This is a genomic window from Sinomonas cellulolyticus (assembly GCF_014656475.1).
GTDB classification, from domain to species: Bacteria; Actinomycetota; Actinomycetes; order Actinomycetales; family Micrococcaceae; genus Sinomonas; species Sinomonas cellulolyticus.
In genome coordinates, this window is sequence record NZ_BNCM01000013.1 from 50,482 (window position 1) to 62,832 (window position 12,351).

Genomic DNA, 12,351 nt, shown 5'->3' on the forward strand with positions numbered 1-12,351 from the left:
GCCCCCGCCCCTTCGCCGCGCGGCTGACCTACGGTCAGCCCAGCGCGCGGCTCAGGAAGGTCCGAAGCCACTCCCGGCGCGGCCGTGCCGGCTCCGGAGATTTCTTCAACTCGAGTGCTCATACGTGGAGTCCGCATTCTGTCTTGTCGGTGCCGGACCAGCGCCCGGCTCGGGGGTCCTCTCCTGGGGCGACGGGGCGCGTACACGGCGCACAGCCGATGGAGGGGTAGCCCTGGGCAAGGAGGGGATTGACGGGCAGGAGGTTGTCCTCGGAGTACTGCACAAGCTGGTCGAAGGACCACGGCGCGACGGGGTTGACCTTGACGAGGCCGTTCTTCTCGTCCCAGACCACGAGCGGCGTGTTGGTGCGGGTCGGCGCCTCGTCGCGGCGCACCCCCGTGAACCACAGCTCGTACCGGGCCAGCGACCGCTGCAGCGGCTCGACCTTGCGCAGCCCACAGCAGCGCCCGGGATCGCGGGCAAAGAGGTCCTTGCCCTCGGCGGCATCCTGCTCCGCGACGGTCTGCCTCGGCGTCACGTCGACGATGTTCACGCGCAGGTTCTCGGCGACCTCGTTGCGGGTCGTGTAGGTCTCCGGGAAGTGGTAGCCGGTGTCGAGGAAGAGGACGTCGACGCCGGGGAGCTGGTCGGCAACCAGGGCGGGCAGCACGGCGTCGGCCATCGAGCAGGCGACGGCGGCGGCATCCACCGCGAAGTTCCTCGCCACCCAGCCGATCACCTCCTCGGCGGAGGCGTCCCAGCCGAGTTCGACCGCGCCAGCCTCGGCGAGCGCCTTCAGCTCGGCTGTCGGCCGCTTGGCGGGGCTCACTGGAGGGCCTCCTCGTCGGCGGCGTGCGCCCATTCGGCGAAGGTCTGCTCCTCGCCGGTGCGGTCGGCGAGGTAGCGGCGCGTGACACGCTCGACATAGTCGGGCAGGTCCTCGACCGTGACCTTGAGGCCGCGCACGGTCCGTCCGGTACCGGCCTCCTCGCGTGAATCGGAGGCGAGGCCGCCGCCGAGGTGGACCTGGAAGCCGGGGGTCTGGCCGCCGTCGCCGTCGGGCAGGAGCTGGCCCTTGAGGCCGATGTCCGCCGTCTGGATCCGGGCGCACGAGTTGGGGCACCCGTTGATGTGCAGCGAGAGCGGGCGCAGCAGACGATTCACGTCGTCGTTCGCGGCGCCCTCCGAAGTCTCGGCGGGGAACCGCTTCTCGAGCTCGGCGATCGCAGCGGTCGCGGTGTCCTTCGTGTCCACGATGGCGAGCTTGCAGAACTCGATGCCGGTGCACGCGATCGTGGAGCGGCGCCACGGGCTCGGGTTCGCGTAGAGGCCGAGTTCCTCGAGCCCGGCGACGAGCGAGTCGACGCGGTCCTGCTCGACGTCCAGCACCACGATCTTCTGGTGCGGGGTGGTGCGCAGCCGCGCCGAGCCGTGGGCCTCGATGAGGTCAGCCAGCTTCAGGAGGGTCTCGCCGGAGACGCGGCCCACGGTCGGCGTCGCGCCGATGTAGAAGCGGCCGTCCTTCTGGCGGTGCACGCCCACGTGGTCGCCCGGAGTGGTGGGCTTCTCGGCGGCGGGGCCGTCGGGCAGGGGCGTCTCGAGGTACTCGGTCTCGAGGACGTGCCGGAACTTCTCGGCGCCCCAGTCGGCCACGAGGTACTTCAGGCGTGCGCGGTTGCGCAGGCGGCGGTAGCCGTAGTCGCGGAAGATGCTCGTGACGCCGACCCACACCTCGGCCGCGCGCGAGGGCTCCACGAAGGCGCCGAGCCGGACGGAGAGGTGCGCCGACGTCGAGAGGCCACCGCCCACCCACAGGTCGTAGCCGGGCCCGAGCTCGGGGTGGACCACGCCGATGAGCGCGAAGTCGTTGATCTCGTGCACGACGTCCTGGGAGGGGTGGCCCGTGATCGCCGTCTTGTACTTGCGCGGCAGGTTCGCGAAGCTCTCGTCGCCGATGTAGCGGTCCGCGATCTCGCGGATGGCAGGGGTGGGGTCGAGGATCTCGTCGGCGGCGATGCCGGCCACCGGGGAGCCGAGGATCACGCGCGGCACGTCGCCGCACGCCTCGGTGGTGCGCAGGCCCACGGACTCGAGGCGGCGCCAGATCTCCGGAACGTTCTCGATCTCCACCCAGTGCAGCTGGATGTTCTGGCGGTCCGTGATGTCCGCCGTGCCGCGGGCGAAGTCGCGGGAGATGCCGCCGATCACCCGGAGCTGCTCCGTGGTGAGCGCCCCGCCGTCGATCCGCACCCGCATCATGAAGTAGCGGTCCTCGAGCTCGTGCGGCTCAAGGGTGGCGGTCTTGCCGCCGTCGATCCCTGGCTTGCGCTGGGTGTAGAGGCCCCACCAGCGGAAGCGACCGTGGAGGTCGGTCGGGTCGATCGAGTCGAAGCCGCCCGCGGCGTAGACCGTCTCGATCCGCTCGCGGACGCTGAGGCCGCCGTCCTCCTGCTTCCACACCTCGTTGGAGTTCAGCGGGGCGGTGCCGTCCACCTTCCACTGGCCGTTGGGCTTCGCGGCGCGCGGCTTGGGGGTCCTGGCCTCCGTGCGGGGGCGGGTGGCTGTCTCGGTCATGCGTTCGAGGGTACGGACCGCGCGGCGGCCACTCCATGGGCCTGCAACGAGGGGTCACCGAACGACGCATTTCGTCGCACTCGCGGTCATCTCGGGCGGGTCCCTTGACTCCCGCTCCCGCGCTCGTGCGCGCCGTCCCGCGAAATGTTGAGTTGAGCAGGATGAAAGCGCACTGCACCCTGCTCAGATCAACATTTCGCGTGACGGCCGGCGCTGCACCGGGTCAGGCGCCGAACGAGGTCCAGGGCCGGCGTGCCCCGTAGCGGCGCAGCCACAGGGCCAGCCCCGCGCAGACCAGGTAGCCGGCGCCCACGGTGAGCCACCCGGCGTCGTACGAGCCCGTGGCGTCGGCGAGGACGCCCATGATCAGGGGCCCGAGCGAGAACCCCGTGTACATCCCGGCCGCGAGCACGCCGGAGGCCACGCCGATCCTGTCCGCGGGGACAACCACGAGGGTGGCCGCGTTGGTGATGACGTTGGCGCCCAGGACGGTCGCCCCGTGCAGAGCCACCCCGATCCAAATGAGGGCTGGCTGGTGCCACACTCCCGCTCCCATGAGGCACAGCACGCCCACCACCGCGCCGAGGGCAAGCGCGAAGAGCAGGCCGGACGGCCGGGCACCGCGCGCCATCCGGCGCCCCCAGAGGATGCGCGAGGACACCCCCACGATCCCGGAGACGCCTGCGGCCGCGCCAGCGAGCACGAGGGGGAAGTCCAGCTCCCGCACCGTGTAGAGCGGCAGGTACACGTTCGTGGCCTGCATGCCGAGGCCCGAGAAGAAGGCGAATCCCGCGAAGAGCCACACCGAGAACGGCAGCGGGCCGCCCGAGCGGTTCTCCTCGGCGGCCCGCGGCACCGGGGTCTCAGACGGGACCTGCGCGAACCCGTACACGAGCAGCCCCAGCGCGATGACGGCAGCGACACCGAACGCCCCCTGCCAGCCGAGCCACAGCGCCGCCGCAGGGAAGAACAGGCCCGAGAACAGCTGGCTCGCCTGCACCCCGGACTGCTTCACACCGATCCAGCCCGGCCGCATCCGCGGCGGCACACGGGTGACGATCACGCGGTTGGTGGTCGGGTTGGAGATGGACTGCGCCGGGCCAGCGAGGATGACCGCCACGAGGAGCACCCAGAACGCGTGCGCGAGCGCAGCGATGACAAGGGCCAGGGCCGTGCCGCCGAAGATCAGCACCAGCTGCGTGCGTGTCGTGGCACGGTCGCTGAGCCTGCCCAGCGAGAAGCTGCTCACCGCGGCAGACGCGAACACCGCCCCCGCGAGGAGGCCGAACTGCGACTGGCTCATCCCCAGGCTCGCGATCACCAGCGGGCTCATCGCGCTCAGGCCGTAGTTGAGCAGCGGCCCCACCCCCATGGCCGCGGCCAGGACCACGAGCAGGCCGACGCGCGGCTTCCCGACCTCGCTCACGCGCGGGCGAGGGCGGCGTCGAAGCGGTCCAGGGCGATCTGCGCGATGACCGGCGCGGGCAGCAGGGGGGCGGTGACGGCGTCCGCCCCCGCCTTGGCGAGCTGGTCGTGGAAGTACCCCGGCGCGAGGAGGTAGGAGGCGATGAGGACGCGCACGGCGTCGTCCGCAGCTCCCGGCCGGGCCTCCTCGGCGCGCAGCTCCGCGACGGCCTCGGGCACCGTCGGCGAGGCGCTGGCGCCGTAGCCCGGCACGATGCGGTGGGGAATGCGGTGGCGGAGCATGTCGGCGAGGGCCTCGACGTCCTGGGCGGCCTGCGGGTTGGAGGAGCCGGCTGCGGCGAGCACGACGGCGTCCTCCGGTCCCAGCCCCGCCTCACCGAGGCGCGCCGCGAGCAGGTCGGCGAGTCGCTCGTCCGGTCCCAGCGGCGCCGCCGCAAGCGTCTCCGGCCGCGACCGCACGGCCCGCGCGATGTCCACCTTGACGTGGTAGCCGACGCTGAGCAGGAGAGGCACGACGACGGCCCTCGCCCCCGCGGGAAGGCCCGCCACGACGTCGGGCAGCTCGGGACCGTGGACATCCACGTACGCGTCCAGCACGGTGAGGCCCGGACGGATGGCCCTGATCTGGTCGACGAGCGCGAGGACGGCGCCCCGCCCCTCACCGCTGCTCGTTCCGTGGGCACAGGCCACGAGGATGTCCTGGGTCATGAGCCGAGAGTACCGCCCGCCCGTTCACGCGACGGAAACCCGCGGGTCCGCCCAGACTAGGATGAAACCTATGAACGAGATGTTCCTGGACCGGTTCCGCGCGCTTGTCCCCAAATACCTCGAGGATCCATGGCAGCCCGCAGACGGCATCTCGGAGGCCGAGCTCGACGAGGCCCTCGAGGAGCACGCGTTCACGATCCCCCAGGCGCTGCGCGAGTTCTACCTCGCCCTCGGCGGATCCGAGCTCATGGAGGCCTACCACTACTTCTGGGACCCCGAGGAGCTTGAGGTCGACGACGAGGGCTTCCTCATGTTCCTCGAGGACGAGGACGAGCAGTTCACCTGGGGCTTCCGCGCCGGCGACCTGCGGGTCCCCGACCCGATCGTCTACCGCAAGAACAACGCGCGAGGCGAGTGGGTCTCCGAGGACGGGACCTTCTCGGAGTTCACCTTTGACATGTTCGAGTGGGTGTTCAGCGAGGACGACGAAGAGCCTGCAAACTGATTTACGTCTATCACTGGACTTTTTACAGATCTGTCATACGCTGGTGATGGGTTCACTTCTTAGCCTCCAGTGAATCCGGGTGCGAACGGAAAACGGCCCCGGGAATCGGCGATAGCCGAGTCCCGGGGCCACCGCCTTTAACGGCCTTCCCTACGGCCGAGGGTCACCTCCCGACGCCGCGACCCGGGCAGCGCTCATCTGACGCTCAGTGCACTGTGCATGTCTGAGTGGTACCGGCAGTGGTAGGGGTAGGTGCCTGGCCGCATGGGGGCGGTGAAGGACACGGACTGGCCCGGCTGGGCGACGCTGTCGAAGGAGCCGTCGTCCGCCGTGACGGTGTGGGGGCGGGAGTCCATATTCATCACAGTCACGACGGCGCCGGGCGTGACGGGGCCGGGGTCGGAGTATGCCGAGCCGGTGATGTGGACCGTCACGTGGCTGGCGCTGTCGGTGCTGGGGGTGGCGCCCATGGCCATCCCCGGTGCCATGCTGGCCGGCGCTGGGACGCGTGATGCGTGGCCAGCGTCGCGCCCGGCGTCGCTGACGGCGGCGGTGCAGGCCGCCGTGCCCAGGGCGGCCGCTCCGGCCAGGAGGGCCGCGGCGGCCAGACGGCGGCCGCGTGCGGGGAGGAGATCCATGGTGGTGTCCCTTCGAAGATGGGTCCGGCCCCGCAGGGTCAGGCGGGGTGGCTGGAGACGAGGTGGGCGTAGACGACGGTGTTGTCCAAGTACTCACCGGTGGCGGGGTCGTAGCCGCCGCAGGTGATCAGCCGGACCTCGGCCCGGTCCGCGTTGCGGTAGACCTCGACAGTCGGGAAGGCGGCCTTGTGGTAGATGTCGACCCTGTCGACGGCGAACACGGCGGCGATGCGGTCGGCGCGGACCACGGTGACCTCGGCGCCGGGGGCGAGCTCGTGGAGGCGGTAGAAGACCCCGATCGGCGTCCCGATGGCGTTCACGTGGCCGAGGATGACGGCGGAGCCCGCCGTGCCGGGGTCAACGGAGCCGGTGTACCAGCCGGCCGGGGATCCGGGGGCTCCCGGGGGAACGGCGACCTCGCCGTCGGACTGGAGGCCCAGCTGGATCAGTGGCGTGTCCACCCCGATCGAGGGCGCCAGGAGCCGCACCGGCGCCGAGGCCGGCAGCACCGGCCCCGACGACGGCGCCGCAGCTGGCGACGGTCTAGCGGGGGCGGGCGTCCCCTCCGGGCTCGGGGCCTCCGACGGAGCGTCAGGGCCCGCCGGGGAGGCCAGGCCTGTGGGGGATGCCGGGCCCGTAGGTGATGCCGGGCCCGCGACCGCAGGCGGGGACGGGGCGGAGGGCTGGCCCGCGGCGGGGGTGCCGCGGGCCAGCCCGAGGCCGAGCACTGCTAGCCCGGCGACCAGCAGCATCGCGGCGAAGGCCGCCAGAACGGCCCACCCGCGGCCGCCTGCGCGTCGGTCTGCTCCCGTCATGTCAGGTCCCTTTCCTCCGTTCGGGCCCCTTGCCCGACCCCGCCTCCGTCATGGCGATGCGGCCAGCAGGGCCTACTCAGGCCCGGCAGCGTCAGGCCTTGGCAACGGCGGCCCGGCGGCGCAGCGCGTAGGCTCCGCCTGCACCGGCAGCGGCTGCTGCCAGGAGCCCGGCACCGACCGCGACCATGCCCGCGTCGAGTCCCTGCTGCTGGGCCGGGGCTGTGATGCCGGTCCCGGGTGCACCGGCGGGCATTGCCATGAGGGTGCCGCACAGCGCCGGCGAGGTCGCCGCCAGCGGGAGCGACGGAACCAGGTCGCTGGGCTCCTTCTGCGCCGCGGCGGGCAGAGTCGCCGGGTCCAGTCCGTGCACGACGACGACGGCGGTCCCCGACTTCAGCGCCGCCACGGTTTTCGAGTCCAGCGTGATGGTGCGCTGGTAGGTGTAGGAGGATCCCATCCCCGCCACCGCCAGGTCAGTGCCCGCGGCGGGGCTCGTGTCCCCGCTCGTGGACAGGGTCGCGCCAATGCCACCGTAGAACGGGGCACCCTCGGTGGTGCTGATCACCCCGTCGCCGCTGGTGTCCGCGCCCGGGCCGGGGCAGGTGCCCTTGGCGCCGATGTGGATGTGCTGCACGTGCGGGTACGGCTTGCCGTCGAAGGTCGCGGCGAGGCCGGAGACCTTCTCGGTCACCGTCGCCTGGTTCCCGTTCAGGGTGATCATCGCCGTGCCCGAGGCATTCGAGCCGTTGATGGACGCCAGATTCGCCTGGTAGGTGGTGCTGTCCGCTGCCATTGCCGGGGCCGTGGAAAGGGCCATCGCGCCGAACGCGAGGGCCGGGGCGATCAGGAAGGCTGACTTCTTCATGGTGTTTCCTTCGTCCTCGTTGTCGCGCCGCCCGCTTCGGACGGCGCCGGTCGCCGGGCCCAGGAACTGTCCGGCACAGGAGCATTCGGTGTGCTCGCGATCACGGATTGGTCTGCGGCGCAGGAAAGATGCCGAAGGGCCACCCCCTGGCGAGCGACCGGCCCCCTGCTGAGCGGTTCTCACTCGCTCCAGCAGGCCAGCACGTCGGTGGCGACCTGGTACGCGAGCGAGCCGCGGGAGATGCCGTGCGGGCCGACAGGCTCACGCAAGGCGGTGGCATCCACAGTGAGGGCGAAGGTGTCCTTCGCGAATGACACCCTCCCCGCCGGGGCCTGGTAGCCGGGCAGGCCGAGATTGGCCAGCCCCTCGATCGGTGCGGCGCCGGGCAGGGCCGCGACTGCTGCTTGGGCATCGGTTCGCGCAGTTGCCGGCTCGGCGGACTCCTGAACCGAGAGCACCAGATCTCCCTGCGGGAGGCGGTAGGTGCACGTATAGAGGCCGCCCGTCCACGTCGAGGAGGGAACCGGGGCAGCGCCAAGGGCCAGGATCTGGGCGATCCTGGCCCTGATCTCGTCCCCGCACACCATCGCCGCCGCCGGCGACGGGCCCGTTGTCGCACCGCTGGTCCCGCCGGAAGCGGCCGGGTCGGATGCCGTCGAGGCGGATGGCCCACCAGATGCCGGTGCTGCGGTTGCCTGAGCCACCTGCGAGGCTCCGGGAGCGCTGCCGGCAGCGGCGCACCCGCTCAACATCAGCGCCGCGCCGATCAACACGCCCATCGCCCGCACCATGTTCACAACCCCTCCCCGTCCTTGTCCCTCATGCACTATCCGCATCCCGGAGCAGCGCCGTCGTTCTCCTTCTCCCCTGGTATTCGGAGCGGGCCCCCGGACGGACTGGACACGCGCGGACGGACTGGACACCGGGCACTCTTCCAGCCCAAGACCCCCCGCGAGCAGGCGGCGGTGACCGCGCTCCAATCCATGGGGCCGGCCATTCCGAAGAGACCACATGGAACCATGCCGGGCGAGGAAGAGGGCCGCGGCGGCCGCGCTCTCGGTGGGGCCGGCCGCGGTCGGGCTCGGCCTCGGCGCGCACATGGTCGCCGGCGGCGCAGCGCCCCCCGTGACGGTCGTGCTCGCCCTGACGGTGATGGTGAGCCTGCTCGCGGCCGCCGCCGGGCGCGTCCAGCTCCCGCCATGGGCCGTCGGCATCGGCAGCGGAGCGCTCCAACAGGTTCTCCACCTGCTCTTCACGGCCCTGGCGGGCCCGAACGCCCCGCTCCTGCCCTCGACGGGACACGTGCACGCCCACGGTGTGCCCTCTTCCGGCTCGGTATCGGCCCCCGGCGGCTCGGCGCTCGCCTTCGACCCACACCTGCTGATCGTCGCGCACATGGCCGCGGCGTTGCTCACCGTCCTCGTGGCTCTGGCAGCGAACCGCCTCGCCGAGCGATGGGCAGCGCAGCGTTCCCCTGCAATGGCCTCGCCTTCTGCCGCGTGAGGCGGGTATGGCGTCGGGGGGCGGGCTCAGGCCTTGCGGTCCACCACCGCGTCGGCGAAGGCCGCCAGGGAGTCCTTGACCACTCCCTCGGGCAGGGGCGCGAGGGAGGCCTTGGCAGCGTCCGCCCACTCGCGCGCCACCGCCCACGACTGGTCGGTCACGGGATGGGAGGAGATGGCCTCCACGGCGGCGGCCAGGGCGTCGTCGCTCGAGAGGTCGCCGTCCACGAGGGCGAGGACGCGCTCGGCGGAGGCATCGCCGTCGGCCGCGGCGCGCCGCAGCAGCAGCACGGGCAGGGTCGGCACGCCCTCGCGCAGGTCCGTTCCGGCCACCTTGCCGGACGTGACCTTTCCGCCGGTCACGTCGATGACGTCGTCGGCGAGCTGGAACGCGACGCCGACCTTCTCGCCGTAGTCCACCAGCACGGACTCGTACTCGGCAGGCGCGCCGGAGAAGATGACGCCGAACTGGCCCGAGGCGGCGATGAGCGAGCCGGTCTTGTCGGAGAGCACCGAGATGTAGTGCGCGAGCGGGTCCTCACCCTCGCTCGGGCCGACGGTCTCGTGCAGCTGGCCGAGGCAGAGCCGCTCGAAGGTTCGCGCCTGGATGGCCAGGGCGCGGCCGCCCAGGTCGGAAACGAGGATCGAGGCTCGGGCGAAGATGAGGTCACCGGCGAGGATCGCCACAGTGTTACCCCACACCTCGTGCGCAGTCGGGGCGCCGCGGCGGTAGGGCGCGGAGTCCATCACGTCGTCGTGGTAGAGCGTGGCGAGGTGTGTCAGCTCCACGACCGCGGCGGCCTGCAGCACCTCGGCGCGGTCCGGGTCGCCCAGATGCGAGGCGAGGATGGTCAGCAGGGGCCGCACGCGCTTGCCGCCGGCCTCCATGAGGTGCCTGCTCGTGGCATCGGCCAGCGGGTCCGAGTTGGAGATCGCCTCGCGGAGCACCTTCTCGACGCGCGCCATGCTCGTGGTGATCGCAGGGCCGAGGTCGGCGTCCTCCGCGATGGCGGCGAAGCCGGCCGGCAGCTGCATACCGACGGCGATGGCCGTGGTGGTCGCGGGCGGCTCGTCGGACGCGGGGCGGCCGTGCCCCGCGCGCGTCCAGCGGCTGTCTGCAGATTCAGTCACGGGGTCAAGCCTAGCTTTCCGGGCGCGCTGCGGGCGCCGTGCGGGGTGGGAGGGTGTTGGAGGTGGCGGGGACGAGGCCCTCGAGGACCCGGATCGCGGCGTCCGGCAGGGTGGTGCCGGGCCGGTCGGTGAGGTTGGCGAGGAGCCGCACCACGAACTTCATGAGCGGCGGCACCGGCATCCCGGTGGTGAGCGCGGCGCGCATCACGGCGGGGTGCCCGATCAGGCCGGCGAACGCACGTCCAAGCGTGAAGTGGCTGCCCCACTCGCGCCGCACCCGGTCCGCGTAGGCGGCAAGGCGGCGGTCGACGTCGGCCTCCTCCGGCCGCGTCCTGCCCGCCGCGCGCTGGGCGGCTGCAGCGTCGACGAGGTACTGGGCGGCGTAGCGGCCGGACTCCATCGCGTACGAGATGCCCTCGCCGTTGAACGGGCTGACCATGCCGCCGGCATCGCCGAGGAGGGCCATGCCGGGGACCACGTGCGGGGTGCGGTTGAAGCCCATGGGGAGGGCTGCGCCGCGGATCGGGCCCACTTGGTTGGCCTCCGTGAAGCCCCACTCCCCCGGCATGGCGGCGGTCCACTCGCGCAGCACCTGCCGGTAGTCGAGCCTGCCGAACTCCTTCGAGGAGTTGAGGATGCCGAGGCCCACGTTGCAGGTCCCGTCGCCGACGCCGAACACCCAGCCGTAGCCGGGCAGCGGCTTGCCGTCGGCGCCGGGGAGCTCGAGCCAGCCCTCCATCCAGTCGTCCTCGTGCCGAGGACTCGTGAAGTACGTGCGGTACGCGACGCCGAGCGGCCGGTCGTCGCGCTTGGCCAGCCCGCGGGACACGGCGGCGCGCGTCGAGTTGCCGTCCGCGGCGAGCACGACGTCGGCGCGGAACTCGCGCGTCTCGCCGGTCTTCCTGCCCGACTCGTCGAGGAGCTGGGCGCGGGCACCCACCACGCGCCCGCCGTCGTCCGTCACCACCTCGGTGACGGCGTGCCCCTCGAGGATCTGCGCGCCGGCCGAGCGGGCGTGCTCCGCGAGCGCCTCGTCGAAGCCGAGGCGCGTGCGCACGAGTCCATAGTGCGGGAACCCCTCCAGGTCGGGCCACGGCAGCTCGAGGGTCCGGCCGCCGGCGATCAGGCGCAGGCCGCGGTTGCGGCGCCAGCCCTCCTCGGCGTTGTGGGGGAGGCCCAGGAGCTGGATCTCCCGGACGGCGCGCGGCGTCAGTCCGTCCCCGCAGACCTTCTCCCTGGGGAAGCGGGTCTTCTCGAGGACCGTGACGGGAACGCCGGAGCGGGCCAGGTAGTGCGCTGCGGTGGAGCCGGCTGGGCCGGCACCGATGATGAGGACCTCCACGAGACCGGACTCGCCGTCAGCGGGCGGCGGAGCGGCGGGCGCGGCGCAGCTTGGCCGGCAGCATGCCCTCCGACGCGTGGTGGGCGGGTGCGGCGGCCTTGTGCGCCCGGTGGACGGCGACGATGCCGCCGGAGAGGTTCCGGTAGGTCACGTCCGTCCAGCCGGCCTCCGTGAGCCACGCCGCAAGGTGGTCCTGGTCCGGCCACGCACGGATCGACTCGGCGAGGTACACGTAGGCGTCGGGGTTGGACGAGGCACGGCGGGCGACCTCCGGCAGGGCGCGCATGAGGTACTCGATGTACATGGTGCGCCAGAGCGGGTTCGTGGGGGTGGAGAATTCTGCGATCACGAGCCGGCCGCCGGGCTTGGCCACCCGCAGCATCTCCGCGAGGGCCTTCTTGGGCTCGTTGACGTTGCGCAGGCCGAAGCTGATGGTCACGGCGTCGAACGAGTTGTCCGCGAACGGCAGCCGGGTCGCGTCCCCGGCGATGAAGTCGATGTCCGGGCGTCGGCGCTTGCCCACCCGCAGCATGCCGAGGGAGAAGTCGCAGGCCACGATGTCCACGCCGGCGTCCGCGTAGGGCTCCGAGGAGGTGCCGGTCCCGGCGGCGAGGTCGAGCACCCGCTGGCCGGGCGCGGCGTCGACCGCCTCGAGCACCACCTTCCGCCAGCGCCGGGTCTGCCCGAGCGAGAGGAGGTCGTTCATGACGTCGTACCGGGGCGCGACTTCGTCGAACATGGTGGCGACCTCATCGGGCCGCTTCTCGAGGGATGCCCTCTTGCCTGCGGTGCTCACCCGGCCCATTCTGCCAAACTTCGGAACCGGAGCAGGACCTTGGGCACTGT

Annotated in this window: 13 protein-coding genes; 2 read left to right on the forward strand and 11 right to left on the reverse strand. The window is 72.1% G+C overall.

Annotation, left to right across the window (positions count from 1 at the left end):
• Positions 1–118 precede the first annotated feature (118 nt).
• The 4 genes from IE231_RS14855 to IE231_RS14870 form a co-directional block, all read right to left on the reverse strand.
• Entirely contained in the window at positions 119–829 is a 711-nt protein-coding gene (locus IE231_RS14855; RefSeq protein WP_229867090.1) for a phosphoadenylyl-sulfate reductase, read from the reverse strand.
• Positions 826–2,574, reverse strand: a complete 1,749-nt coding sequence (locus IE231_RS14860; protein WP_189694770.1) for a nitrite/sulfite reductase — start codon at positions 2,572–2,574, stop codon at positions 826–828. The genes IE231_RS14855 and IE231_RS14860 overlap by 4 nt, the downstream gene beginning before the upstream one ends.
• Positions 2,575–2,797: 223 nt before the next feature.
• Positions 2,798–4,000 (reverse strand): MFS transporter, encoded by a 1,203-nt coding sequence (locus tag IE231_RS14865; RefSeq protein ID WP_229867095.1) that lies wholly within the window; start codon positions 3,998–4,000, stop codon positions 2,798–2,800.
• Positions 3,997–4,707 (reverse strand): sirohydrochlorin chelatase, encoded by a 711-nt coding sequence (locus IE231_RS14870; protein ID WP_189694771.1) that lies wholly within the window; start codon positions 4,705–4,707, stop codon positions 3,997–3,999. Before IE231_RS14870 ends, IE231_RS14865 begins: the two co-directional genes overlap by 4 nt.
• A 70-nt stretch (positions 4,708–4,777) precedes the next feature.
• Here IE231_RS14870 and IE231_RS14875 point away from each other — a divergent pair, with 70 nt between their 5' ends.
• Positions 4,778–5,212: an SMI1/KNR4 family protein gene (locus IE231_RS14875; RefSeq protein WP_189694772.1), complete on the forward strand. Its 435-nt coding sequence runs from the start codon at positions 4,778–4,780 to the stop codon at positions 5,210–5,212.
• 194 nt (positions 5,213–5,406) lie between these two features.
• Here IE231_RS14875 and IE231_RS18305 read toward each other — a convergent pair whose 3' ends face one another.
• From IE231_RS18305 to IE231_RS14895, 4 genes are all read right to left on the reverse strand, one after another.
• Complete coding sequence (locus IE231_RS18305) at positions 5,407–5,850, reverse strand: cupredoxin domain-containing protein (protein WP_201896862.1); 444 nt, start codon at positions 5,848–5,850, stop codon at positions 5,407–5,409.
• 38 nt (positions 5,851–5,888) lie between these two features.
• Positions 5,889–6,665 (reverse strand): class F sortase, encoded by a 777-nt coding sequence (locus IE231_RS18475; RefSeq protein ID WP_189694773.1) that lies wholly within the window; start codon positions 6,663–6,665, stop codon positions 5,889–5,891.
• A gap of 91 nt (positions 6,666–6,756) precedes the next feature.
• A complete protein-coding gene (locus tag IE231_RS14890; RefSeq protein WP_189694774.1) occupies positions 6,757–7,530 on the reverse strand; it encodes a hypothetical protein in 774 nt (257 codons plus the stop codon).
• Positions 7,531–7,709: 179 nt separating this feature from the next.
• Positions 7,710–8,309, reverse strand: a complete 600-nt coding sequence (locus IE231_RS14895; protein ID WP_189694775.1) for a hypothetical protein — start codon at positions 8,307–8,309, stop codon at positions 7,710–7,712.
• Between the two features lie 232 nt (positions 8,310–8,541).
• On the opposite strand from IE231_RS14895, the gene IE231_RS14900 reads away from it, so the two are divergent.
• The gene (locus tag IE231_RS14900; protein WP_189694776.1) at positions 8,542–9,033 is read left to right on the forward strand and encodes a hypothetical protein; all 492 of its coding nucleotides are present in this window, start codon (positions 8,542–8,544) and stop codon (positions 9,031–9,033) included.
• Between the two features lie 26 nt (positions 9,034–9,059).
• Here the strand turns inward: IE231_RS14900 and IE231_RS14905 are convergent, their stop codons facing one another.
• The 3 genes from IE231_RS14905 to IE231_RS14915 are packed head-to-tail and all read right to left on the reverse strand — an operon-like array spanning position 9,060 to position 12,244.
• Positions 9,060–10,163: a polyprenyl synthetase family protein gene (locus IE231_RS14905; protein WP_189694777.1), complete on the reverse strand. Its 1,104-nt coding sequence runs from the start codon at positions 10,161–10,163 to the stop codon at positions 9,060–9,062.
• Positions 10,164–10,173: 10 nt separating this feature from the next.
• Positions 10,174–11,505: a geranylgeranyl reductase family protein gene (locus IE231_RS14910; protein WP_189694778.1), complete on the reverse strand. Its 1,332-nt coding sequence runs from the start codon at positions 11,503–11,505 to the stop codon at positions 10,174–10,176.
• A gap of 16 nt (positions 11,506–11,521) precedes the next feature.
• On the reverse strand, positions 11,522–12,244 hold the full coding sequence (locus IE231_RS14915; protein ID WP_229867177.1) for a demethylmenaquinone methyltransferase: 723 nt from the start codon (positions 12,242–12,244) through the stop codon (positions 11,522–11,524).
• Positions 12,245–12,351: the final 107 nt, after the last annotated feature.